This is a genomic window from Salmonella sp. JXY0409-18, assembly GCF_020268625.1.
GTDB lineage: Bacteria > Pseudomonadota > Gammaproteobacteria > Enterobacterales > Enterobacteriaceae > Salmonella > Salmonella enterica.
In genome coordinates this window covers 95,878-122,774 of record NZ_CP084217.1, presented here as the reverse complement: position 1 = coordinate 122,774, position 26,897 = coordinate 95,878, and the positions used below count along the sequence as shown (strand labels likewise).

Genomic DNA, 26,897 nt, shown 5'->3' with positions numbered 1-26,897 from the left:
TTATGAAAATTTATCCAATTTGCTCACCGAAGACTTTTAACTTATTTAACCCCCTTTATCGCCAATCTGTGATTTTCTAATGTTAGCCTACAGTTCTAGGGCCCTTGCTCCCATGATGCGAATCCTTCCACCTAATAAAGATTAACGCCTCATTCCTGTATGCCGGTCTTACGACGCCAGTGCTCGGGCTATTTTCGGTCCTAACAAGACCTGGCGAGAGATTTAATCAGGGCGTGGTGTGACTGAGCAGCAGCTGGGGCACTGTTATCCGCTTGCAGATTTAACCCCCTTAATCGCCAAACTGGGGTACTGTCCTGATGCTGGCCTTCAGTTCTGGGCTGGGTGGCTATCACTTCCTCCCATAATGCGAAATGTAACTGCTGATACAGATTAACGTCATATTCCTGCGTGCCGGTCTGCCAACACCAGTGCACGGGCTTTTTTCGGTCATCACATTACCGGGCAGGAGATTTTATCAGGGCGTGGTGTGACTGAGCAGAAGCTGGGGCACTGTCAGCAGCTTGCAGATTTAACCCCCTTAATCGCCACACTGGGATTCTGGTCTGATATTGACCTTCCGTTCTGGGCGGGGTTCGGTTTGCTAACACTTACTCCCATGATACGAAATGTGCCTGCTGATACAGATTAAAATCACATTACTGCATACCGGTCTGCCGACACCGGTGCATGGGCGATTTCCGACGATCTCAAGAACATATGGGAGATTATATCAGGGAGAGTAGTATGCCTGAGCAGCATCTGAAGGCACTGTCAGCCGCTGTCAGATTTAACCCCCTTAATCGCCAAACTGGTGTTCTGTCCTCATGCAGGCCTTCAGTTCTGAGCTGGGTTGCTATCACTTGCTCCCATAATGCGAAATGTACCTGCTGATACAAATTAACGTCGTATTCCTGTATGCCGGTCTGCCGACACCAGTGCTCGGGCTATTTTCGGTCCTAACAAGACCTGGCGAGAGATTTAATCAGGGCGTGGTGTGACTGAGCAGCAGCTGGGGCACTGTTATCCGCTTGCAGATTTAACCCCCTTAATCGCCAAACTGGGGTACTGTCCTGATGCTGGCCTTCAGTTCTGGGCTGGGTGGCTATCACTTCCTCCCATAATGCGAAATGTAACTGCTGATACAGATTAACGTCATATTCCTGCGTGCCGGTCTGCCAACACCAGTGCACGGGCTTTTTTCGGTCATCACATTACCGGGCAGGAGATTTTATCAGGGCGTGGTGTGACTGAGCAGAAGCTGGGGCACTGTCAGCAGCTTGCAGATTTAACCCCCTTAATCGCCACACTGGGATTCTGGTCTGATATTGACCTTCCGTTCTGGGCGGGGTTCGGTTTGCTAACACTTACTCCCATGATACGAAATGTGCCTGCTGATACAGATTAAAATCACATTACTGCATACCGGTCTGCCGACACCGGTGCATGGGCGATTTCCGACGATCTCAAGAACATATGGGAGATTATATCAGGGAGAGTAGTATGCCTGAGCAGCATCTGAAGGCACTGTCAGCCGCTGTCAGATTTAACCCCCTTAATCGCCAAACTGGTGTTCTGTCCTCATGCAGGCCTTCAGTTCTGAGCTGGGTTGCTATCACTTGCTCCCATAATGCGAAATGTACCTGCTGATACAAATTAACGTCGTATTCCTGTATGCCGGTCTGCCGACACCATTGCTCGGGCTATTTTCGGTCCTAACAAGACCTGGCGAGAGATTTAATCAGGGCGTGGTGTGACTGAGCAGCAGCTGGGGCACTGTTATCCGCTTGCAGATTTAACCCCCTTAATCGCCACACTGGGGTTCAGTCCTGATAGTGTCCTTCCGTCCTGGGCTCGGTTGCTAACACTTGCTCCCATTGCGCCTGCTGATACAGATTAAAGTCACATTACTGCATACCGATCTGCCGACTCCGGTGCATGGCTTTTTCCGATAATCACAAGGACGGACGGGTGATTTTATCTTTGCATAGTATGTCTGAGCAGCATCAGAAGGCTCTGTCAGCCACTGGCAGATTTAACCCCCTTAATCTCCAAACTGGGATCAGTCCTGATAGTGTCCTTCCGTCCTGGGCAGGGTTGCTAACACTTGCTCCCATGATACGAAATGCGCCAGCTGATACAGATTAACGTCTCATTACTCCATGCCGGTCTGCCGAAACTGGTGCATAGCTTTTTTCGATATTCGCATGAACAGACGCTTGATTTTTTCAGGTTGTAATATACCTGAGCAGCATCTGAAGGCACTTTCAGTCTCTGTCAGATTTAACCCCCTTAATCGCCAATCTGGGATTTTCTGATGTTAACCTACAGTTCAAGGCCCTTGCTCCCATGATGCGAACCTTGCAACCTGATAAAGATTTAAGCCTCATTCCTGTATGCCGGTCTTACGACTCTAGTGCACGGGGACTATTTTCGGTCATAATAAGACCTGGCGGGAGATTTAATCAGGCGTGGTGTGACTGAGCAGAAGCTGGGGCACTGTCAGCCGCTGGCAGATTAAAACCCTTTATTCGCCATCTCAAGACGTCATTATGGGTAGTCCTTTTAACTTTCTAAGGACCATTAAGCTTAAACTCCGTTTAGAGAATGACGTAAGATTTAGGCTAAGCAGGTTAAGTGATCCCCGCTCCCGGGTTGAACACTTTATTCATCGTACGAGCGAAAGATTGTCCTTCGGGAAATATTTCTTATACACCGCTCGGGCACTTACAGCCACTGGCGGATTTAACCCCCTTAATCGCCAAACTGGGGTACTGTCCTGATGCTGGCCTTCAGTTCTGGGCTGGGTGGCTATCACTTGCTCCCCTAATGCGAAATGTGTCTGTTGATACAGATTAACGTCATTTTCCTGCGTGCCGGTCTGCCGACACCAGTGCACGGCCTTTTTTCGGTCATTACATTACCGGGCAGGAGATTTTATCAGGGCGTGGTGTTACTGAGCAGGAGCTGGGGCACTATCAGCAGCTTGCATATTTAACTCCCTTAATCGCCAAACTGGTGTTCTGTCCTCATGCTGGCCTTCAGTTCTGGGCTGGGTTGCTATCTCTTGCTCCCATAATGCGAAATGTATCTGCTGATACAGATTAACGTCATATTCCTGTATGCCGGTCTGCCGACACCAGTGCTTGGGCTATTTTCGGTCATAACAAGACCTGGCGAGAGATTTACTCAGGGCGTGGTGTGACTGAGCAGCAGCTGGGGCACTGTCATCCGCTTGCAAATTTAACCCCCTTAATCGCCAAACTTGGGTTTTGTCCTGATGCTGGCCTTCCGTTCTGGGCGGGGTTGCTATCACTTGCTCCCATCATGCGAAAAGTGCCTGCTGATACAGATTAACGTCATATTCCTTCATGCCGGTCTGCCGACACAAATGCACGGGCTTTTTTCGGTCCTTACAATACCGGGCAGGAGATTTAATCAGGGCGTGGTGTGACTGAGCAGCAGCTAGGACACTGTCAGCCGCTGGCAGATTTAACCCCCTTAATCGCCACACTGGGGTTGCCTCCTGAAGTTGGGTTTCAGTTCTGGGCTAGGTTGCTAACTCTGCTCCCATAATTCGTAGTGGGCCTACTCAAGAGATTAACACCTCATATCTTTAGACTGGACTGACGACAACGATTCACAGTTAGGAAACGTAAATCAGCACACCGGTGAGATAGATTTTAGGGTCTAAGCAAGAAATAGGGTAGGCGTGAAGATTCATTAATGGAGCTCATAACGTCAAAGCGTAGAGAAGTCGACAAGAATCGTGGTTTAAAAAGAATGAGCATTAGGTATGGACTAGAGAGTCTGAGCTCTCATCTGCAAGTTAAGCTCACAAAAAATCATAAAAAAGTAAACAAACATTAGCTTAGGATTGAAACAAAGGATAGAATTGTACGTATAACAATGAAATGGACGCATTATGCGTAAAGTTTACATATATGCGTAAAAGTCGGTTTTCAGTGCAAAAAGGTCATAACCATGAATTTACTTGAAAAGATCGCCCTCGTTGGTCAGCGCATGAAAAGCGAGCAGATTTCTCTTAAGGAATCTCTGATGGCTTCATCAAGAGTATCTGTTTCTGATGATAGTGTTGATGGTGTTGATAGACTGATCTACAACCACTGTTTAAATAAAAAAAATCTCTCTGATTTTTTTGGGAAGTCACGAGTAACGTTCAATAAAATACTTTCGGACTTAGAAGAAAAAGAACTTGTTGGTGCACCTATTTATCAAAACAAAAATCATCTTTACACCCGCTGGGATGTTCAAAAAATAATGGATGCCCTGGGTTATCCCAAGTACCGCGATCATTACTTTAGCAGAGCTATTGTTACTCAGAATCATAAAGGCGGTACAGGGAAAAGCACTACATCTGTAGCTTTAGCAGTAGCAGCTGCTTTAGATCTACAACTGAATGCACGTGTATTAATGATCGAATGGGACCCACAAGGTTCGATTGGAAGCAGCATGATTCAAAGTGTCTCAGAAGATGATGTCTTCCTTACAGCAATTGATGCAATCCTTGGAATTTATGAAGAAAATTCTGAGTATAAAAAATATTTAGATTCAGGATTCTCTGAAGAAGAAATCATCACTAATATGCCTTTTTCAACGCATCTGCCAAACTTGGACGTGATAACGGCATTTCCGACAGATGCTCGTTTTAAAGATAAATACTGGCAATGTTCTAGAGAAGAACGAACGTCTTTGTTACTACGTTTCAAGGAAGTTATCTTACCGGTACTGAAGCAGAACTATGATTTGATTATTATAGACACTCCACCTGAAGATTCACCTTTGATCTGGGCTGCTGACGAAGCGGCCGATGGGATTCTTGTCGCAGTGTCACCACGTGAATATGATTACGCCTCTACTACAGACTTCATGCTTACAATAAGTGAAAGGTTTAAACAATCACCAAGTAAGGGCGATAATTTAAAATGGTTCAAAGTTCTTGCTGTCAATGTTGATGACAAAAGTCCATATGAAAGAATAGTTTTGGATAAATTAATCAGAACTGTTCAGGACCTTTTGATGTCCGCTAACATAAAAAATTCTGAAGCATTTAAGGCAGCTGCTTCCAAAGGGCGTACAGTGCTTGATATCAAAAAATCAGAGGAACTTTGTTCCGCAAAGCAACTTGATGTCGCAGAAGAATCTGTATTACAGGTATATCAACAATTTATAAATGAAATAAAAAGTTTTTCAGCTAAGCAAGGAGTTAACGCATGAGCGATGAGCAACATATCGGGAATGATAAATCTCGATATTTAAACGCACCAAAGCGGACAGAAGTCGGTCACCGTTCAGGTCTTGCGGGTTTGAAAACAGCACCTCGCATAAAAAAGTTATTCACTCTTCATAAGGGCCGAAGACTTGAAGCGGAACATGTGATTGTTCCAGCCCAGAGAGTGGAGAAGGAGACCTTAGTCCATCCAGCAAACCCACGAAATCAAGAAGCCCTTACAGATTATTCTGTTAGAGATATTCTTAAGCAGATTGAAGAAAGAGGGGTCGATACCGAAGGGATCGCTGTAAAAAGAGATGGGGTTTATTTATTAATAGAAGGAAGTCGCAGACGTTTCTGCTGTATAAAGGCAGAAAAGGATCTCCCCCTGTGGGTACTACCGGATGAACTAACCGAAGATGATATAAATTCAATTATATCCGCAGCACAAACATCTCGAAAATTTTCATATAGAGAAGTTGGGTTTCAATTTATCAAGAAAATGGAAGAAAAGGGATTTTCTACTAATGAAGAACTCGCAGCATATCTTGGGATTAGTCATGTATCGGTAGCCAAAAGAATCCAGGCGGCCCGTATTGACGAAACATTGATCTCTTTATTCCCGGATTATGAAGGAATACCGAACTCCTATTATAGTCGCTTGTCTCGTTTACAGAAATATGTGCAAAAAAATCTATTTCCTTTAGATGAAGTAATAGATAATGTTAAAGAGGAAACAAAAGATTTAGACATTGGAGATCTCCAAGTTGCCCAAAAAGTTGTAATGGAGAAAATCACACAAGCTGTGGAAAGTGTTTGTGAAAAATCTTATTCCACAAAATGGGAAACAAGTGATCTTATTACTTTTGATAACAAAGATAAGTATGCAAGAATCAGTAAAAACAATACTGGAAGAAAAATTCGCATTGAATTCAATAGGATAAGTGCGGGTTTTATTAAGGAGCTAGAGGAGTTCATAAAAGAAAAATTAAAAGTATCAGAATAAATATTGAACTGCATCTTTATGATGCAGTTCATATGATTTATATTTTTAATTTCTTGTTATATTAATATGGGGTGTGCGCAGGTTCAGACATATAAGGTCTTAGTTCTATATGAACAGAAGCGCCATTCCCATCATTTACTACGTTTAAAGGTGCTTTGCCCGGCAATGACATAGTTGCAACGTCAGGTCCAGAAACAGCAAAATTATTTTCTGCTGAAGGCATTACTGTAAAAATCTTTATAGCAACATTTTCATGTCTAAATAAAGAAATCCCAAAAGTAGAACCAGCTTCGGTATTGCTCACGTCCACAACCACAGGGGTTTTTCCTAGATATTCATTAGTTAGTATGTTTTTTACTAATGCCCCTTCCGGGACAGTATAGATACGGTATGGATATGCTAAAACTGAGTGACAAAAACATAATAAAATAACAATTAATGTTTTTTTCATAGATTATCCTCATTCAAAAATAAAAGATATAACTCTTGAAAATCGTGGTTATTAATTAGGTCCGCTTTTCCGGGAAAATCGTAACTAACAGAAAATAAAAGAGAAAGAGAATCTTTTCCTTTTGCTTTGGGAGAGATTCTGCTAAAAGCACGGTTAATAAACATAAGTTGATCTTCATTGTTGAAGCAAAGTCCAAGCATTCCAACCGTAGGAACTACGAATGTGCTTACGCTGCCTGGGGGCAAAAGTTGCTTACTACGGGCATTGTAAGCACAACGACTACCACCTAGCGTTAGGCCTGAAAGCTCAATAAAACTTCTGGTTCCATTCTTGGCGACAAGCCAAACATCAGTTCCTGAACTTTCGACACGTAAAGTAACTTTTCCGTCAGTAAAGGCCTCACTTTTATTGTATAGAATAGGGTCAAAACCAACTGTCGGGAGTTCTTCGATTTTACTTTCTACTGACTGACAACCAGTCAGTAATGCAAACAATAAAAGTGTGATAACTTTAATCATCCCGCTTCCTTAGATTGTTTTTGGCGCTGGTTATAAAAGATAATGATTCACCGGGGTAGAGAATTGTTTCTTTCGTCCAATAACCATAACCACCGAGGATATCTTTTCTTTTCTCAATATAAACCGGTTCAGAAAATTCTAAATGTTGATATTTCGGAAGAGATAAGATTTTATATTTTACTTGTCCAACTAAGAGGTAATTCTTCTCTTTAGGATTGATGGTTACTGAATTACCAACACTTTGAGGTATGTTAAGTTTTTTTATATTTAGATCAGAATCGTCAGGAACGGACACTTGATCATTAGATGTCTTTCCGGGAAGAGTAAACCCTTTATCCTGATCCGGTCCAAAGATGGCAATTACATCTTTGTTGTTTCTTGTGATCGAAACGATAGCCTGAAGGGGCGTATTAGCAAGGTCATTTATAAACGATATAGTTATACTTGATTTAGGCTCGACCCAAACAATGCTTTTTCCGGATGTGCCTTCGCTTAATGCAATTTTTTCATTTAGTAAGATTTTATTTTTGGCAATGATATTATACTCAAGTTTCGGTATCACCATAAAAAGTGATTCTTTATTTGAAACATTCATGATTTCTAAGAAATTGGTTTTGGTCATGCTGGTCTTTAGAACAGGCCTATATTTACCATTTATAAACCACCTTCCGTTTATAAGCTCCGCTTTAGCAGATATAAGTGAATCACTTTTCTGAGCGGCAGAAGAAAAAGCATCTTTTCTTTGCTCTTTCTCTTGATGTGGTGCAGCTGCTGCGTGAAGATGCAAAAGTAATGTTGAAATTGAGATAATCTTCCATTTTATCTTCATCTTGTTACCTCAATGTTGTTTTCAATCGAATCGAGTTCTAAAGGATAGGTTTTAAGTGAATAAAACTTGTTTGTTGTTTGTATTAGCTGATGACACAATAAAACTGGATTGTTCTTCATGATTATTTCTACTAATGTAAGTGCTGGTGAGTCAGTTGGCGGTATACCCGGAGCAACTATTACCTGGTCTTCTAATTTTGACATATAGAGTGATCCAGTATTTATATGTAAACAATTACCGATCAGTACTGGAAGATTGTTTTGAGTACGACCATGGGCTTTTCGAATGCTGTTTACAGGATTCCTACCTAGGACCATAAGGTTGACGTCATTTATCATCATTGGTATTACGGCATGGTCCATACCGAATAGAAACTGGCTCTGAAAAATATTCACATTGGCATAGTTGAATGCTTGAAGCGCATTATAAGTATCAGTGAATGATGTGCGGATAGGGGCGTAATCAGAAGGGCAAACCCCAATTTTTATATCGCCTTTGAGTAAAATCTGCATCATCGTACCAAGCTGGGTATTAAGAAGTTTTTTTACCTCTTCCTCTAAATAGTAACGATTTACAGCTTTATGCCACTTTCCGCCCATTACACACCATCTCTCATTGAGGTATGTGCTGGGGTAAAATGTTCTCCGGTCTTTGTTTAATGGTAACAATTTTTTTAACATTTCTTCTCCGGCTCCGGCAGCTGAGAAATGCCTCACAAAACGTCCATCGAAAAAGCCACTGTTTATCGCCTTCATCAACTCTATGGGTTCCGGCCCATAGTCAAACAAATTTCCAGTAGAGAAAATTACTATCTCTTCTTCTGGCTTTGTAACTGATTGAATCAAGTTGCACAGCGCAGAGTAATGTCCATGAGGATCTGCCAGAAAGAAAATCCTTCCCGAGAAGTTTGTAAGGTCTATAGTTTGGACGTGCTCAGCTGCCATAAATTCCTCTACGTATGTTTACATCGATGATACGGTATTTCGAGCTATGATTTTTTTACATAAAGGCGTCATTTTGGATTCTAAGCCTAAGGACCTTTGTTACTTACTGGTAAAGGCTCCAGTCCTGGCTCTCAAACAGTTCATACTTAGGATGCAAAGTAACTTTCTGATTATAATTGGCTCCTTTATAAACATGTTTACTTCATGAATACAGGATATTTAACGGTAATGTATTTAAAATGGAAGGATGCTGAAATAACATAGAGTTACGTATTTTTTTAATAGTGTTGATGTTGATAATAGGTCACCATTAATGTATAAAGTTAATATCTAATATGGTCCTATTAATAAAAGAGAGTTTTTATGGCTGAACTATTAAAATCTGAAAGTCCTGTTTCACAATCATTGCAGGATATCACTGAAGCTTTAAAAATCGTTGTCGATGATGGAAGTAAAGCTGCAAAACTGGTTTGTCTTAATGAAAGAAACGAATTAGTTCCCTTGCTCACACAAAATAGTTTTGTTCCAGATTTCCGTGTTCGCCATGAGGGTCTCAATCCTTTTAACTATCTTATTGATGGGCTGGAAAGGTTTTCGCATCACAGCGAATCTAGTAACTCACTGGAATCGACTGATGTATCTCACCAATACGATGAAATTAGCCGGTTAAATGTTCACCATGCACTTCATGCTTCTGGTTTAGTTCCTCAGGATGTTCACCTCTTTGTTACTTTACCTCTTAGCCAGTTCTATACTGCTTTAGGGGAAACGAATATTGAAAATATTCAGAGAAAAAAAGATAACCTGATGAAACCAGTTGAGCGTTATCTTGACGGTAAACGCTATTCTTTCAACGTTTTGTCTGTGACTGTTTTCCCTGAATCTTTACCAGCTGTGACCCGGGCAGATGAAATTGAGGATATTGCTTCATTTGAATCAAGTTTGGTAATTGATCTTGGTGGTACTACTCTTGATGTTGCAAGTATTACTGGGCAATTAGAACAGATTTCGAAAGTAAAAGGGAAGGTGCGAATAAGCAGGTCATTTCTTCCCAAGCTGACTCGCTGATTAAAATTTCGCGGATCTGGGCCGATTTTTTTCCCGCAAACACATCGAATCAGCCTATTTAGGCTATTTTTTCCACCATTTCTGGCGTTATTTCCGGTTTTTACTGAGATCTCTCCCACTGACGTATCATTTGGTCCACCCGAAACAGGTTGGCCAGGGTGAATAACATCGCCAGTTGGTTATCGTTTTTCAGCAGCCCTTTGTATCTGGCTTTCACGAAGCCGAACTGCCGCTTGATGATGCGAAACGGGTGCTCCACCCTGGCACGGATGCTGGCTTTCATGTATTCGATGTTGATGGCCGTTTTGTTCTTGCGCGGATGCTGCTTCAAGGTTTTTACCTTGCCGGGACGCTCGGCGATCAGCCAGTCCACATCCACCTCGGCCAGCTCCTCGCGCTGTGGCGCTCCTTGGTAGCCGGCATCGGCTGAGACAAATTGCTCCTCTCCATGAAGCAGATTACCCAGCTGATTGAGGTCATGCTCGTTGGCCGCGGTGGTGACCAGGCTGTGGGTCAGGCCACTCTTGGCATCGACACCAATGTGGGCCTTCATGCCAAAGTGCCACTGATTGCCTTTCTTGGTCTGATGCATCTCCGGATCGCGTTGCTGCTCTTTGTTCTTGGTAGAGCTGGGTGCCTCAATGATGGTGGCATCCACCAAAGTGCCTTGGGTCATCATGACGCCTGCTTCGGCCAGCCAGCGATTGATGGTCTTGAACAATTGACGGGCCAGTTGATGCTGCTCGAGCAGGTGGCGGAAATTCATGATGGTGGTGCGATCCGGCAGGGCGCTATCCAGGGATAATCGGGCAAACAGGCGCATGGAGGCGATTTCGTACAGGGCATCTTCCATGGCACCGTCGCTCAGGTTGTACCAATGCTGCATGCAGTGAATACGCAGCATGGTCTCCAGCGGATAGGGCCGTCGGCCATTGCCCGCCTTGGGATAAAACGGCTCGATGACAGCGGTCATATTCTGCCATGGCAGAATCTGCTCCATGCGGGAGAGGAAAATCTCTTTTCGGGTCTGACGGCGCTTAGTGCTGAATTCACTATCGGCGAAGGTGAGTTGATGGCTCATGATGTCCCTCTGGGATGCGCTCCGGATGAATATGATGATCTCATATCAGGAACTTGTTCGCACCTTCCCTAAGAATTATCTTAATAAATCTGGTACTTAATTATTATTTTACTTATAAAGTCTCTGTGCTTTAATGGTTATGTAAGGATTTTTTGATACCCTTATACCCGATGGACCTAAGGTCACTGACAACGATGTTCATGTAGAATCTTCGTTTCTGTAATCCCTTTTGTCCTTGTCCCAAATGTTTGATTATTATAATAAAGGCTGATCGAATGCTATCTCGCAACTCACTAATACATGGTTTACGCCGAGACCAGTTAATCGGAGTTCTGACTATTTCAGAGTTTCCGGTAGTTATGGTAGAAAGCCACTTCATTCAGTCTGAGGTTATGGGAATAAAACCCGTAATTTTTAATATTGATGAGCTTCTTGTTTCTATATCCCCAATTTCCTCTCTTAAGTTCGATTGGGAGTGGGCCCCAGTTGATACAATACTCATTGAAGTTATCATTCCACCTGTAGAGTCAGACCTTGTAAGTGCAGAAAATGACTTCCTCCGTGATTCTGGTATCGGCCATATCCAGTGCGAGCCTGGCGGAGCATCAATACGACGTACAGTTACCTTCGTTGGTGGAATAACCGCTGATAACTTACTGTATCAGTTGAGGCTTATGTGCGTAAGTGCGTTAAAACTTTTAGGAGAGGAACTGGGGGATGAAGTCTAAGATTAGATATGTTTTATCTGGTTTTGTTGTGATATGTGCATTTGCTGGAGTTTATAAAATCCTAAACAATGTTCCGGTTAAACCTGACCTTTTGGACTTCACTGGAAACACATTTAAAAAGACATCACTCTTCCTGCCATGTGATAAAAGCTCGCCTTCTTTAAACATTAAAATTGCTGATAACGAGAAAATCGTGATCAACGGCATCGCTTCAAAAGTAACTTTTGTTGAAAAGGCTGACCCCGTCAAAAGCCCTGGTTTTTGTGATGATCTTGATCTAAACAATTCTCGCCTTGTACATACGGCATCTTACAGCATGGTGATTTCTGAAACCAAAACAGGATATACACTCTCAAATTTCAAGCATCTTGCCGATGATGAATCATTAGGTGGTATGTGGTTTTATCAAAAGTGACTTTTTATATGGCAACTTCAGACTTCTCTCTTAAAAACCATAATGTAAAAGCTTTTGGTCAGGATGCAGCACTTGTCATTGAGATGAACAATGAAGATGTTAGCTCATCAAAACCTTCACCTTTTTCAAATGAGATTGATAATTATTATCTTACATTGCACGCCGCTCCGAGGAACGCCAAAAAAGATTATGACTGGGGCTCAAACCGTTCTGTACTTCTAAAATTGTCGACGAATGAAGTTATGCAGATGGCATCTGTATTTCTTAGAATCATGCATACTTTAAAAATTGATAAGAGGAAAACCTCACATCATGGCCACGTCGTATACAAAAATATAAGCGTTACCCCAAACGAGAGGGGCGGTTTGTTGTTATCAGCAGGGATAGTTCCAGTCGATAAAGACGGCTTAAAACCCTTCATGCACATGGTCCCCGTCTCACAAATGGACTGCGTTAAAATTGGCCTCTACATACTTGGATATCTTGCTCAAAAAACGCCTTGGGTAAGCTCCGAGTCTATAATTACCGCGCTTCGCTTATCTGAAGCCAAGAATTCAAAATAGCGTATTAACATACGGAATACATGGAAAAATACAGGTTTTTTTAAATGTTATACGAACGGATATTTCTGTTTTTCATCGTAAAGTGAGTTTAATTTTGCTCAGAAAAACAGGTATTCGTCATGAGAAAATCAGGTTTAGGTTTAGCCCTGTTGTTTTCTTTAATTGCTCCGATTAAAGCGGTCTATGCCGAAGCGATTATGATTTCAGGAAAGCTACAGGCTGATTTGCCAGCCGTATCCTTTGACCCGGGGCCGGGCGACTTTGTTGCATACGTTAATTCTAACACTATCACTGCCTCAGGTGCAGGCACAGCCTGTAATGTAACGGTTGATGATCGAGCGACTTCCTCTGTTGATAACCTCGTTTGTTTTTTTGAGTGGTTACCCAATACCTTGGGATTTACTTCTAACGGTTTCACTCTTTCAGGCGTTCCCAACACCACCGGTGATTTAAAACTACCTTACAAGATTTCTTACTTCTCTGGTTCTGAACGGAAAAAAGTTGAAATAGTAAAAGGTGAATATTCAATCAAAAGTGTGGCACCGGTAAAACCTACTATCACCGGTCTTAAATCATCCCTGAACGGATTAGTCTATGACGGCTTTTCTTTCAAATCGTATTTAAAGGATGAAGCGATCAAAGATATCGCTGTTTCTGTTGAGCCCCGCAATTATATTCAATACATCTCAATAGGTTCAGGCTCCGCCTGTGAAGTTCCTATTGGCGGAACTTCCTGTACCATTGAAGTTGGAAGCATTAAGGCCAGTGATACAGATGAACTTTTGGGTTCACGTGATATCACAATTACAGCAAACTCTAAGAATAATTATTTCGCACCTCCTGAATCCAAAAAGCTTGTTGTTAACTGGGATTATCGGCCTCCTGTAGTAGACCATACACTTTGGAATTTTACCGATGAGGCTAAAACAATCAAAGTAGGTGGCCAGGACATCTATACCGGAGCCAAAACCGTTGCTGTGGCCGTTAAGGTACCCCAGCAAGAAACAGAAGGTGAATGGTGGCTCCCAACAGCTATGTCGCTCACTATGACTCCGGATGGCGTGTTTAAACCGACGACTAAAGTGACTTTAGATGATGGCACTGAGATTGATTTCAAACAGTCCTGGGCAACCCCTTTACGTAGAACTTTACAGCCGGTAAGTGGACCTCAAAAAGTCGGTGATGAGTACCTCTATATCTTCGACTTAACGGATCTTATAAACGGGTCCTACGCAGCGACTTTTACAGTAGAAAATACGAGCAAAAACTCTTCTACGTACACTGAGCCTGAAAGCAAACTGATGCTGTCTGATAACCCAACGCTTATGGTTCTCAAAGATGGGCAGGTATTAACTAAACGAGCACCCGTATACTTCCTGAACGAGATTATCGTTGCAGCTTTCCAGGGGCAGGCTGGGGTTGCTGACATAAAATCAGTAACAATAGACAACAAAGTAGTTTCGTTAACACCTACAAATTATAGAGGTATTTACTACCTGCCGGTTGGAGACGATTTAGCAGTTAATTCGGATCACGAGATTACTGTGGTGGCTGAAAACCTTTATGGAAAAAACGTTAATTTCAGTACCGTTTTCACTTATCAACCTACTGGATTCACTCTCAAGAATCTGGAAAAAAACGTAACTCTTTACTCGCGTGTACGTCAGTATACGGACCTGCTTAGTCAAACAGCTGGTGATAAATGCACTCTGTTTACCACAGAGGAAAATGCGAATGCTTACCTCGCCTGGTATGGGGAAAAATCAGATGTTACAGCATGCTACCCTCAGTGGAACAATGTCCCTGATGGGTTGGAGTTCTATTTTAAAGGACGTACCCCGGGTCTAACTGGATTCTTTAATAAAACAGGTGAGAATCTGCTCGACTATCAAGTCTATATGATTAACGGGAAGGGCTCTAAAGCGGTATCCGCAAGGAATCGCCGTACTCTGACCACACAATTACCATACAACCCGATCATCTCTTACAAAAAGAATAAAGTCATAGCTGGCATCAATCCGAACACTGCTCTGGCTTATACGACCGGGGGGGAGGCCGCTCGAATATTAGCGAAGGTGGTACCAGCTGACGTTACGATGATCGTCTCTCAAAACGGCTCTGAGGCTGTCAAAACGTCATTTAAAAATCGTTCCTCAAACAACGATGCAACGACCTTTGTACAAAGGGTTAAGGTTGCTGCTGCACCATTGTGGACAAAGAACGTCTTTGACATAGCTGTAGAATACTCAAAGGATCCAGAATTAAGAACTACAGACACACTCAACGTATATACGGTGCCTGATTTCAATATTCGAGCATCGATGGAAGTGGATGACAGAAAAACAGCCACATCTCTTGAAGTGCCCTTAAAGGTAACAGTGGGGCGTTATAACAACTCCACACGTAAAAGTGCATTTGACCGTAAAACAATGGGAGAATGGGACGTCACGATATACTCGCAAAAAAGTGTATACGGCAAAGATCCAGAAACAGGCCGTTATAAAACTACATACGAAAGAACTGCGCTGACTGAAGCATTGCCGGTCAATGATGCGGGCATTGTCGAAACCAAGATTAAAATTGAAAATATGGATCTGGGTAATATGCGTCTGGTTGGTGTGGCTAAGGTCAGATCGCCATTCTCTGATTTTGAAATGAAACGTGAGACCAGTGCTGTAGGCATTCGAATCTATAAAGGTGAGGAACTGGAGGGTAACCTGTCGAAAAGCCTTATTATCGGAAGGATCCCACTTAGTACTCTGGTAAGCTTCAAATCTGCCAGTACTGCTAACTCTGACGCACTTGCCCCCACCGAATGGCAGCAGTCCTCTGATAATGGTCAAACCTGGAATATGCTTTCCGACATGACCGGAAAGAGAAGTGTAAGTATCAAAAAGACAGAAGTAGGAAAGTGGCTTTATAGGGCAAAAATGACCAATAAATTCACATCTAAGGTTTCCTACACAGATGCCTTAACGGTAGTTACCTACAAGCAGCCTAAGCTCAGTATAGATGTGACAGACATTCTTCAGGGCTCAGATGTACCTGTAACCCTGCTTGATAACGATGAGCCTATACCAGCAGGCACCGCTGAGGTTCTCTGGTCAGAGGATAAAGTCAACTGGGTGCAGGGAGATACAACTTACACTGTGGCTTCAGCTGATACCCTACCGTCTACGATTTATGCCCGGATGCGTTACCTTGATTCCGATGAACTGGCAGAGGAGTCTTCATGGAAGGAAACGTCTGCTCGGTTGGCAGCCGCAAAACCCAAGCGCCTTTCTGTCTCGGTAACGGGGGTTTCTAAGGTAGAGGTTGGTCAAAAAGTTACTTTGGAAGGTAAGTTCACGAACCCTAACAGTAAGTACCAGAATGGTAATAACGTAGTTGAAGAATGGAAAACACCGGATGGCCAGACATTTAAAGGCTCTACACTGTCTGTTACCCTTACTGAGCAAATGTTGGATAAACAGGGATATGCTGCTTTTGAATACAGTGCATGGTTAGCGGACAATAAGGAGAATACGGTTTCTACCCGTAGAGTTTCTGTCAAATCGTGGGTTTATAAATTCCCCGAAATGAAAATAAGCTCCAAACTTAAATACGACATGGCACCGACCACCCTACGCGTTGCGTTGAGCGGTATTAAGGATGGAGACTATCCTGGTGTTACTTATTCCCGAGAATGGATTTACGACAAAGAGAATCTGGTAATCACTAAAGATGAAGGTGACACCAAAGAATTTACAATTGAAAATCCTGGCAAATATACATTGATGGTTGTTTTCAAAGATAACCGCAACAATGAACAGCGTATCGAAAATACCTTTGTTGTCGATGAACAAACGCCAATGAACGTTGAGATGACACCCAAGTTCTCTAACAAATATATGAGAGCTCCACTCGATGTAACCTTAAGGTCAAACATCAAGCTATCTCATTCGGCGGACTCGATAGATACGGTCACATACAAGGTGAACGGTGAGGTAATACCCAGCGGCAAAAATTATTGGGCTCAACTGATTTCGGGTTTAAAAGAAAAGAAATACGAGATCACAATTGATGTTGTTAGTAAACTTGGACAGAGAGGTTCAGCATCTGTTGAGTTTGATGTCGTTAAAAACGCAGTGCCTAATTGTACATTGAGCTACACGGAAACCAACCTAAGCTGGAGCTTTACCAATAAATGTGATGATACTGATGGAAAAATGGTTAGATATGAATGGTTCATCAACGGCGAATTAAGGAACGTTTTCGGTAGTACGGCTACACTTTCTAAAAACCTTAACCGTGGTAAGCAGGACATAAAAGTAATTGCTTATGATGATAGTGGAGACTTTGCAACGCAGCACGTGACAGTTTTCGGACCGGCTGAAGAGGCAAGTAAGTCTGAATACACTGTATCAATACCAAGCAGTGAGTAATAAATTTTTAAATATAAAGCCGGGACATTTTGTCCCGGCTTTTTTATGCCCAACAATTGGACCTTTGAAAAATTAATACCGGAAAGTAACTTTGCTACAAAGGTATCTTTCATGGCCGCTAACAAGGCTGCGTCTACATGCTGAGAAATTAACATCCTTATAGGTGAATATTAGGTTAGTTTGCAGACTTCCGAGCGTTGAAAAACATGGATAATAGTTACTTGGATAGAGGTGTATCTACTTAGTAAAAATATTCTTCAGTGCCAGTGAGAAAAATATGAGCGACTACATACCTAAAAAGAGAGGGCTGCTTATACTGGATTGGTATGTCCCCATTAATATTTTATTGCTGATTCTCGTTATGTGTGTCTTTTTCACCCGTTATACATTTGGATACGGTTTATTGAATGGGTGCCTGCCTGCTGATTTTTATATGATTGATCATTCGGATAAAACTATTAAAACTGGTGAACTCATAGCTTTCAACATGCCGAAATCGGTTCGTTTTATCCCAGAAAATGAACGAGTCATAAAAATTGTTGCCGGTGTGGGCGGTGACAAACTCAAAGTAACAATGGATGGGGTTTATAACGGGGACAAATTTTTTGAAGCTAATGCACGTCGTATTTCAAAGAAATACAGTATTCCGTCCATTTTGATTGAAAAAGAATTGATAATTCCTGAAGGCGAAGTTTTCCTAATTGGGCAAACCGATCACTCATGGGATTCCCGTTTTTGGGGAACAGTAAAGCTGAATTCAGTAATTGGGAAAACATATGCGATCTTTTAATGTAAATAAAAAATATTTACCAATACTTCCTGGACTTGCGTTATGTGCAGTTTTAAGTAATACAAATGCAAGCACTGAGTATCAACATGATGCTGACCTAATCGCTCAGCAAGCAAAAGGGCTTGGCGCTCAGGCTAAAGGTGCACAGCAGCCAGATGGGGCTCTTAGCCTTGATGCTACGCTAAATTCACCAGATGTGCAGAAGTACATTGCGCAAGCTGAAGCACTCAAAAAAAACCAGGACCTGAGCAGGCAAACAAACCGTGGTTACGTGCCCGGTATGAATGCGGATAGTGTTCAAGCAGTTATAGACCATACCCAGGCTATAAGGGCCCAAAGTAATAACTCTGATGCTGTCAACGATATAATTAGAAGACGTGATGAAATTCAGGAAAACGCCAGCCTTAATGAAGCGGCTCTGAAAGCTGTGGAAAATAAGCCGGAAGTCATGCGAGGACAATCTAAAAATATCGAAAAATTGTTTGGTTCCTCGGGCATCACAGCTGCTGACTTCGAAAGAAAAATGGATAGCACACGTGAAGAAGCACTATCAACTGAAAATGGTATAACGATCTTTGCTTCATTTAGCTTACCGGATTATGTACTGGAAGACCTTTTACGTACGGCCTCAGAGCATAAAGCTCGTGTAGTTTTCAATGGTCTAAAGAAAGGAACTACTCGGCTACCAGAGACACAGGCAGCAATAAACCAAATGATTGTCAAAGGAAAATTTGAATCTCCTTTGATTACAATTGATCCTGATAGCTTCAGTCAGTATCAAGTAACTCAAGTACCGACAATTATTTCTCGGGAGCAAGCTCGTTTTGCAAAAATGGTAGGGTCCTTCAACGTTGAGTTTTTTCAGCGAGAACTTGCTAAAAAACCCGATCAGGACATTTTTCCTGTTGCTGGTACGATTTATCCCGTTGAAGAAAAGAGCATCATTAAAGAACTGGAAGAACGCGCACAAAAATATGACTGGGAAGGTGCAAAAAAAAGGGCCGTTGCGGACACCTGGAAAAATCAATGGATGGTCGATCTCCCTCCTGCCCAGGAACACAAAGAATTTTTAATTGACCCTACAGTGAGGGTCACTCAGGACGTAAAAGATAAGCAGGGCCGTGTAATAGCTTCCGCCGGTGAGTTGATTAATCCACTTTCGAGATTTCCTCAAAACCTGACGATGATAATTTTCGATCCACTCAATCCGGGCCAGCTGGTATGGGCTGAGCAGCAGTATCGACAACGTCTGGGTAGTGGAAAAGTAATGCCAATGTTTACCCGTATCCAAAAAGATAATGGATGGGATCACCTAAATGATTTACGTGAAAAATTTAACGGTAAGGTGTTTAAAGTAAACGAACAGATTATCTCACGCTTTCAGATTAAAAATACACCTGCGCTTATAACTACTGACCAAGATAAATTCCGGATCACCCTGTTTAGCGAGGCAGAAGTCCGTGGAATCGGAGCCCCAAATCTTTCAGAGGAAAAATAATATGAAACTCGGATTTATTATAGGCGCTCTCTTTGCAACATGGCTGACGCTAAATTATCCGGACCAGATGAGAAGTTATTTTACCAAAGCCGTCGACTATATCGAAAGTGTTGCAACATTTATTACATCCAAGTGAGCATGATGGTGAAAAAATTCAAAAAGTTACTTTTAGAGTTCATTGTAGCAGTTATGCTTTCGCTTTCTATACCTGGTATGGCTATGGCAGCAGATGCTGGAGTCCCTGGGGCTATGTGTCAGTCAGCTGGAGTGTGGCAGGGCTTGATTAAGAATATCTGTTGGAGCTGCATTTTTCCCATGAGGATAATGGGCATAGGGGCTGCTCCAGAAGGCGCTGCACCTTCACGTCCGGGTTGCTACTGCACAGATCAGAACGGCGTACCGGAAATAGGTTGGCAATTGAGCTTCTTTCAGCCGGTGAAGATTGTAGAAGTTGTAAAGAGCCCCTGGTGCAGCCCCTTTCTTGAAGGCACGATGCTTCAAAAATCGCAGTTTGATATTGGTAAAAGCAACACTAATCAGCCAATGACAGCAACTGAAGCCGGATTTTACGATGTTCATCTTTGGGAGTTCCCAATCATGACAATGCTCAAATTACTGATTATTGGCGAGTGCACTGCTGAACCCTATATAGATGCCAGCCTGACCTATATAAGCGAAGTGGACCCTATGTGGGAAAGTGATCTGCTTACACTCGTCCTGAATCCCGAGGCAGTAGTTTTTGCAAACCCAATTGCCTCAATGGTGTGCGCTGCTGACTGTGTAGCAGTAACAGCAGGAAAGGATAATCTCGCTGCATACTTTTGTGCCGGATGCGATGGCAACCTTTACCCATTAACCGGCCACATTTACGCAAATGATGACGCTGTAAGGACGAGTTCACTGATTACCCAGCGTCTTCTGACAAAACTACATCGCCAAGGCATGCTGATGCGAACGATGGGAGCAGACGCAATGTGTGAGAAAACGTGGGAATACTTTACACCACGTTCCCAGTATCGGCTTTCAATGCTTTTCCCTACTCCTGAGGCGAAGGGACCGGATTGCTGTCATCGTCTTGGTGATTCGGTACACGACTGGTCAACCCTTAAAGGTGGGCGCAAAAAAATAGGCAACGATAATTATGTCTATATGTTGTGGCGTTACAATGACTGTTGTGTTCGCTACGTTCCGGGCGTTTGATTTCTAAGGAGAAAATAAGTGAAACTTAGAAAAACAATCACCTCAGCGATTATTGCATCAATGGTTGCCAATACTATGAGTTGGGCTTTTTATGTCACACTCATAAACATGGTAATGACACCACGTGTTTACGCTGCTGACGCTATATTTGACCAGCTCGAAAATAATTTTAACCTTGCAAATCCTAACGCAAATCGCAATGCAACCACCAGTGCTCAGGACATTGTGGAGAAATACAAGAACGCGGATTCAGGCGAGAATGTCAGTGGGAAGATCACCGAGAAATACGTGGGTAAAGCCGAATCCGCTAATCTTAATCTCGGGAAGTATGGGGCAGGGAACTCTAATGAAAGTGTCATGAAAAATGCCGCATCCGATGGAAAGTCTATTGGTAGCGCCGTACAACTGCCGAGTATGTCTGGAGGGACAATCAATTCAAACTACACCAAGGAAGGGGCAAAGCTGCTCTCTCGTGATGCTAATGGCAACATTGGTATAAGCAGTAATCCCAATACTACTCCTGGAACCAAAACAAATACGGGAGAGATTTTCAGCTCAGAGCAAAAGCACAGCGATATAAAGTTCAACGCCGCAGATCGTTATGGGGATGAGGATGGCTTTGTTAACGATATAAAGAATCGGAAAAGCCAGTTATTTGATGCTCAAAGTTATGATGGCGTTGCCTACCGCACCCTCGTAAATGCTAACAAGGACAACCCGGCATCGTCTGTAAAGCCTAACGATCCCATGTTTACTGCGGGGAGAAATGAGATAACCAATGCTGTTGCTGGTACTGGAAACTGGCTTCAGAACTGTAATGTTGAGACCTCCAAAAAAACAGTAACCACACACTATCCTGATTACAAAGAGTTCTACTGTAACTCGCCTAAGCAAGATAACTTCAGCAGCTGCACGATAACTCGTGACTTCTCTGTTCCTGTATACATTTCAGGCGGAAACGGAGACATGTCGATGTGCGGCGATAATTGTGTGCGTATATGGTTTGGTCGCCGTGATGACAACTACTGGAGTGACGGGGTATTTAATAACGAACTGACATTAAAATTCCATCCGGATGCAAAATTGGCCTCAGCAAAGATTGTTAACGCGGAGTGGGATGACCACATGCGGGTAACACTTGATGGCACGCAGATTTTTGCTCACATAGATGGTGCATATCGAGAAAGTGACTATCCGGCTCCAAAGGGATCTTGGGAGTTAAAAAAATCGTGGAAACTCGACAAAGTATACGATGTAACTGAAAAGGTCAGAAAATCAGTTTATGAAGAACCTGATCGTGAAGTGACAATGGCATCCAGAGTCTGGGTTGGTGGGGGAGGTGAAGGGTACTTTGAGGTTGAGCTGACGTTTGAAAATATGAAGCTCGAAGATAAGCACGTCCAGGAACCAGCTGGTTGTTACGATGCTGTACAAACACCAAATACATTCTGCCGTTTCGATCGGTTTAAAGATATGGATGTTGGCACGAAGCGGCTTCCGGAAAGCGTGCTTTCTATGGCAAAGCCGCTGTATGAAGGCGATAAAGGCTTTCTTACCTGGAAGACTAACCTTGAAGGCTATTTTTGTGATCCATTGGCTAAAGACAAGATTTGCTCTTATGACGCTAGTGGGAAAATTATGAAAGACGCTAATGGAAAGGACCTCTGTTACAACTACGAAGAAATTAAGAGTATGCCTGATGCATGTAGTTCTTATAAAAATGATGCAGCATGTGTACTCGATAAACAAACATGTGCAGAGGGTTGGTTCGATGAGGGCACTAACAGCTGCTACATGTATGAACAGAAATACACCTGTGACAGAGGTAAGGATGTAGTTCGTGAGGTTGAATCTTCTACAAATGCCTGTGTTGGCATGATCCCATGTTCTGGAGGAACATGCGAAACTGGGCCAAAGGAAGAGAACAACGATTTTGGAAAAGTTGCGGCTTATTCAAACATGGTTCAGTACATGCAGGGCGAAGCCAAATGCGAAGACCCTAACGATGCCAATTCCTGTTCTGTCTTTGAAGGAAAACCTGAATGGTGTGGTCGTTCAGTAGGCTTTGTAAATGGCCTGGCAAAGACGGACTGCTGCGAAGCACCGCAGGGAACCGCAGGAGCACTTGAAGGTATCATGCTTGCCGGATCTATGATCAGAAACACTAACTGGACCAGAGTTAATGCTCAGCTAATAAAATGGACCGGCGGTGATACAGGTACATGGGCTTCTATGTCCAATGCGGTCGGTGAGTGGACTGCATCAGCTGGTAAAACAGTAGGGCAAATGTGGAACAATGTCACGAGCTCCTTAACGAGCGTATATGAAAACGTCGCTGGTAATCTAAGCAGGGCAGTTGGGTCTTCCGCAACTTCTGGAGGGGCAGGAGGTGCTGGCCAGTTGGCACAGGAAACAATGTCCAGCTTCGGTATAGGTCAGCTTAAGCAGATGGCAATGAAGAAAGCCTACGAATTGCTACCAGATACAGTTCGAGACTTTGTCTTTAAGAACGTTGCTACTACCGGAGGAGAGGTTGTCTTCTCGGCTGCGGTTCAAAACTTTATGCTTGCATTAAACGTGATCGGTTGGATTTATACAGCCTATCAGGTCACTAAAATGCTTTTAGAAATGTTGGTAGCATGCGACCAGAAAGAGATGGAAGCTTCTATTCATAAGAATCAAAAATCCTGTTTTACATTAGATACGGAACGATGCGTCAAATATCTGAATGTTGGTTTCACAAAGAAATGCGTTAAAAAAGCAACAGACATGTGCTGTTATAATTCCATGTTGTCACGCGTTATTATGCAACAAGCTTATCCGCAATTAGGAATAGACCCTGTCGCCTCTAATTGCGTGGGGCTATCAATAAAGCAAATACAGCAACTGGATTTCGATAAAATTGATCTGACGGAGTGGATTAATGATGCAGTTCAGGTAGGAGAAGTTCCTGATCAATATTCAAAATTCTCCGAAGAATCAATTGTGGAAAACTTACCATTCCAGAATGAGAACTATCAACTTCCATCAGAACGTACCAAGGAAGCAATGGGCGGTGAAGAAAATATGATAAAGGCCAGACAAGAAAATGCTCAGGCTATAAAAGAGGAAAATGTAGATTGTAGCTATTTACCTCGACCGGCCATATGTGAGGTAGGTTCAACTACGCTGGATCCGGTTACGGGCAAGCAGTTGCCGAAATATTGAAGAAGGGGCCGTTAGGCCCCTTTTTTAATTACTTGGCTTTCAATGTTTTTTCTGGGAAGCCTTTTTTACCGTATTCACCGGTAAAGAGGTAATAATCTTTTCCGTTGATGGAGGCTGCAACACCCCCTGGAGTTGTTGTATTTGGGCTATCAGAACGGAAAATGATACCCGAAAAATCAGCGCTTGTTTCGTTTCCTTTAAATGGGATGAACACATAACGAATTACAGCGTAATCACCAGCGGGAAGGTTTAGCTGAGGAATTTCGGTTCCTGTTGCGGGGCGAATCGCCTGAAAGCTGTACATTGAATCTGTAGGGAAAACATCAGCATCAGGCTTAGAGGGCAGATCACAGGTACTCCATTTATTGACGACTGCCATATCAATTTTACATGTGGCCAGAGCTGCTTTCTGTTTTTCAGGGTTGTATCCAAATGAGGCCTGAGTTGCTTTTGTATGCTCAAAAACATACTTAGCTCCTTCACGTACCAAACTTTCATCATTGTAAGGCAATTTTTTTGGATTGGGGACGAACACTAGGTATTGATTGACCTGGATGTATTCGGCGTCAGAAGAACTGTACAAAGAGCCGAGGCTCATGATCCCAAAACCTTTTAGACCGCCTGTTACGTAGCCCATCGAACTATTGATGAGATACTTAGAAAGAAAGTTGTCGGCATCCCCTCCAGGAGTAACCTCTTGCTCCTTAAAATTAACGTCGAAACCAGCAAACGAATAGGCATTCTTGGCGACAGAATCATTTGCTTTAGCATGCCAGTACTGGCCGTGACTGTACGCATTCAGAGCGGTGCCTGGCGTAGTGCCGGTGTCACCGGCACAACCCGATAGGGAAAAACCAATGACGACAGAAGAGACCAGAGATACTAAACGTAAAAGTTTCATTTAAAGCCCTTTTTGTAATGTCTTTTGGAGATGGAACCATTATTCCATAGTCACGCGTTTCACAAACAACCTGATTGCATAAAAAAGGAAAAAAAGTGATTTCCAGTAGAACCAGCAGTACACAAGAAAAGCGCTTTTATAAAAATGTATAATTATTAAAACGAAGTAATGAGGTTGAAATGGGTAAGCCAACAGAAGAGCAAAGACCTGTTATCGAGAATGCTAGCGCAAACAATATGGTGATAGCAGCGCCTGGATCAGGCAAATCATTCACCATGATAGAAGCGGTTATATCGATTCTCAAAAAGTATCCATATGCAAGAATCGGGATGGTGACCTTTACTCGCGCTGCAACAAACGCACTTGCAGCAAAGTTACAAAAGCGATTGAGCAAGAAGGATCTTGACCGGGTGCTGGTGGATACTTTTCACGGACTCGTTAAGAAGCAACTGGACATGATTCGCTGGCCGGGAAAGATGTTGATAGGGCCAGCACAGAGATCTGTCATTCACCGGGCTTTGAAAGAATCCGGTGTAACGATGAAGTTTGCTGAAGCTGAATTCGTTATTGATGCTATCGGCAGAGAAATGGATACGGATGTGATTTCAGTTCGGCATAACAGACAACAGATCCATTTATTTAATACCTATCAGGCGTTATGCCAGAAAGACCATGTGGCGGACCTCAATGCTCTTTCAAAATTTGTTGTCGGTCAAATGCATTCGGGAAAAATGCGCACGTTAGATTTGACACATTTGATAGTAGACGAAGTTCAGGATACTGACTCTATACAATTCTCATGGATAGCATTGCATACAAGAGCTGGAGTCTATACGAGTATAGTTGGAGACGATGATCAGGCCATCTACTCCTTCAGATCCTCAGGAGGAGTCAAAATATTTCAACAGTTTGAAAAACACTTCAGACCTAACATATTTTACTTAAACACATGCTTTAGGTGTGAACCTGAAATTTTAGAGGTGGCCGGAGCACTGATAGGAAAGAATGTTTACCGTTATGCCAAAGAGTTACGCTCGGCAAAAAAGGGAGGAGGAAAGGTCACTTTTCGTTCATATGTAGATATGGAGGAACAGATACAGGGTATTTTAAGCCTTATAAATCAGGATCCACATGGATGGGCAATTCTAAGCCGCAATAATGCTCACTTGGATGAGCTAGAAAGTTTGATCGAACAGCCAGTAATTCGTTACGGAGGTAAATCATTCTGGGATGAAAAAGAAACAAGCGATGTGTTAAGCCTTATGGCCTTTTTCCGACAATCAAATGATCCTCGCTTAATGAAGAGAGTATTGGCATTGTTTGGAGAACAGGAATCAGTTTTGGATGAAGTGGCATTGAGTATGAGAGGAAGAAAAGTTACTTTTGGCGACCTTGCCATCCCGGAGGACAGTTCTCTCGAAACAAAAACATTACATTCAAACTTCGTGCGCTTTACCCAGGAAAGTACTGATAAAGTTGAGATAGCAAAACGTTTCGCCAACCTTACGAAATGGATGGAATCGTCGTCAATCAAGATGAGGAGTAATAAAGGTACAGCAACCTTAACAAAAATTGCTTTAGACACTTGTAAACAGTGGGCAGAAAAGACTGGTTGGATGAATATGATCAATCGTGCTGCTGCAATGTCATTAGGCCCTAGGAAGAAGGACGAGGAATACAGCCCAGAGAAAGTAGTCCTATCAACCTTGCATGGTTCAAAGGGTCTTGAGTGGAATAAAGTAATAATAATGAGTTGTAATGCGGATCAGATACCAAGTAAAAGATCAGTTGGGGAGGAGGCAATAGAAGAAGAAAGACGTTTGCTTTATGTTGGATTTACGCGTGCAGAAAAGCAACTTTTTGTAATGTGGTATGGTGACCCTTCTTTCTTTTTAAGAGAATGCAGTGAAGAAAAGATAAAAGAAGCAGCTAATATTCGAATTTCTCCAGTTTATACAGAATAATTCGATATGGGCATTTACTTATGCTTAAAGCTATAGTATAAAAACAATGAGCTTAAATATCAGCTCCCAAATTTGAGTAA

Annotated in this window: 18 protein-coding genes; 12 read left to right on the top strand and 6 right to left on the bottom strand. The window is 42.6% G+C overall.

The genetic code is table 11. The annotated features are described in order from the left end of the window. Positions 1–3,981 precede the first annotated feature (3,981 nt). Positions 3,982–5,235: a ParA family protein gene (locus tag LDB27_RS22965; protein WP_001050364.1), complete on the top strand. Its 1,254-nt coding sequence runs from the start codon at positions 3,982–3,984 to the stop codon at positions 5,233–5,235. Next, positions 5,232–6,236, top strand: coding sequence for a ParB family protein (locus tag LDB27_RS22960; RefSeq protein WP_001278836.1), 1,005 nt, complete (start codon positions 5,232–5,234; stop codon positions 6,234–6,236). Before LDB27_RS22965 ends, LDB27_RS22960 begins: the two co-directional genes overlap by 4 nt. A 61-nt stretch (positions 6,237–6,297) precedes the next feature. Here the strand turns inward: LDB27_RS22960 and LDB27_RS22955 are convergent, their stop codons facing one another. Genes LDB27_RS22955 through LDB27_RS22940 form a run of 4 tightly spaced genes read right to left on the bottom strand, consistent with a single transcriptional unit; the run spans position 6,298 to position 8,978 of the window. Further along, positions 6,298–6,687: a hypothetical protein gene (locus tag LDB27_RS22955; RefSeq protein ID WP_001572421.1), complete on the bottom strand. Its 390-nt coding sequence runs from the start codon at positions 6,685–6,687 to the stop codon at positions 6,298–6,300. Next, on the bottom strand, positions 6,684–7,205 hold the full coding sequence (locus tag LDB27_RS22950; protein ID WP_000598516.1) for a hypothetical protein: 522 nt from the start codon (positions 7,203–7,205) through the stop codon (positions 6,684–6,686). Before LDB27_RS22950 ends, LDB27_RS22955 begins: the two co-directional genes overlap by 4 nt. After that, entirely contained in the window at positions 7,198–8,034 is an 837-nt protein-coding gene (locus LDB27_RS22945; RefSeq protein ID WP_000695957.1) for a hypothetical protein, read from the bottom strand. The genes LDB27_RS22950 and LDB27_RS22945 overlap by 8 nt, the downstream gene beginning before the upstream one ends. Further along, complete coding sequence (locus LDB27_RS22940; protein ID WP_000718594.1) at positions 8,031–8,978, bottom strand: metallophosphoesterase; 948 nt, start codon at positions 8,976–8,978, stop codon at positions 8,031–8,033. Before LDB27_RS22940 ends, LDB27_RS22945 begins: the two co-directional genes overlap by 4 nt. Before the next feature lie 363 nt (positions 8,979–9,341). Between LDB27_RS22940 and parM the strand changes: the two genes are divergently transcribed. Continuing rightward, entirely contained in the window at positions 9,342–10,046 is a 705-nt protein-coding gene (parM, locus tag LDB27_RS22935; protein ID WP_077249218.1) for a plasmid segregation protein ParM domain-containing protein, read from the top strand. A gap of 100 nt (positions 10,047–10,146) precedes the next feature. Here parM and LDB27_RS22930 read toward each other — a convergent pair whose 3' ends face one another. Next, positions 10,147–11,127, bottom strand: coding sequence for an IS5-like element ISKpn26 family transposase (locus LDB27_RS22930; RefSeq protein WP_000019445.1), 981 nt, complete (start codon positions 11,125–11,127; stop codon positions 10,147–10,149). Between the two features lie 275 nt (positions 11,128–11,402). Between LDB27_RS22930 and hdtA the strand changes: the two genes are divergently transcribed. From hdtA to trhN, 8 genes are all read left to right on the top strand, one after another. After that, positions 11,403–11,855 carry a H transfer determinant A gene (gene hdtA, locus LDB27_RS22925; protein WP_000952689.1) on the top strand — a complete coding sequence of 151 codons (453 nt, stop codon included), beginning with the start codon at positions 11,403–11,405 and terminating at the stop codon, positions 11,853–11,855. Next, positions 11,845–12,270 carry a hypothetical protein gene (locus LDB27_RS22920; protein WP_000836980.1) on the top strand — a complete coding sequence of 142 codons (426 nt, stop codon included), beginning with the start codon at positions 11,845–11,847 and terminating at the stop codon, positions 12,268–12,270. Before hdtA ends, LDB27_RS22920 begins: the two co-directional genes overlap by 11 nt. 8 nt (positions 12,271–12,278) lie before the next feature. After that, entirely contained in the window at positions 12,279–12,833 is a 555-nt protein-coding gene (locus tag LDB27_RS22915) for a plasmid transfer protein (protein ID WP_000235775.1), read from the top strand. A gap of 119 nt (positions 12,834–12,952) precedes the next feature. Continuing rightward, positions 12,953–17,257 carry an IncHI-type conjugal transfer protein RSP gene (rsp, locus tag LDB27_RS22910; RefSeq protein ID WP_065311105.1) on the top strand — a complete coding sequence of 1,435 codons (4,305 nt, stop codon included), beginning with the start codon at positions 12,953–12,955 and terminating at the stop codon, positions 17,255–17,257. A gap of 277 nt (positions 17,258–17,534) precedes the next feature. Beyond that, positions 17,535–18,047 (top strand): IncHI-type conjugal transfer protein TrhF, encoded by a 513-nt coding sequence (gene trhF, locus LDB27_RS22905; protein ID WP_001286759.1) that lies wholly within the window; start codon positions 17,535–17,537, stop codon positions 18,045–18,047. Next, a complete protein-coding gene (locus LDB27_RS22900) occupies positions 18,034–19,545 on the top strand; it encodes a TrbC family F-type conjugative pilus assembly protein (protein WP_001256133.1) in 1,512 nt (503 codons plus the stop codon). Before trhF ends, LDB27_RS22900 begins: the two co-directional genes overlap by 14 nt. A 144-nt stretch (positions 19,546–19,689) precedes the next feature. Then, positions 19,690–20,745 carry an IncHI-type conjugal transfer protein TrhU gene (gene trhU, locus LDB27_RS22895; RefSeq protein WP_181196458.1) on the top strand — a complete coding sequence of 352 codons (1,056 nt, stop codon included), beginning with the start codon at positions 19,690–19,692 and terminating at the stop codon, positions 20,743–20,745. An 18-nt stretch (positions 20,746–20,763) separates the two neighbouring features. Beyond that, positions 20,764–23,952 carry an IncHI-type conjugal transfer protein TrhN gene (gene trhN, locus LDB27_RS22890; protein ID WP_080073148.1) on the top strand — a complete coding sequence of 1,063 codons (3,189 nt, stop codon included), beginning with the start codon at positions 20,764–20,766 and terminating at the stop codon, positions 23,950–23,952. Positions 23,953–23,980: 28 nt separating this feature from the next. On the opposite strand, the gene LDB27_RS22885 is transcribed toward trhN, so the two are convergent. Then, positions 23,981–24,853, bottom strand: a complete 873-nt coding sequence (locus LDB27_RS22885) for a hypothetical protein (protein WP_000771832.1) — start codon at positions 24,851–24,853, stop codon at positions 23,981–23,983. A gap of 179 nt (positions 24,854–25,032) precedes the next feature. Here LDB27_RS22885 and trhI point away from each other — a divergent pair, with 179 nt between their 5' ends. Then, a complete protein-coding gene (gene trhI, locus LDB27_RS22880; RefSeq protein WP_000517886.1) occupies positions 25,033–26,817 on the top strand; it encodes an IncHI-type conjugal transfer helicase TrhI in 1,785 nt (594 codons plus the stop codon). Positions 26,818–26,897 lie beyond the last annotated feature (80 nt).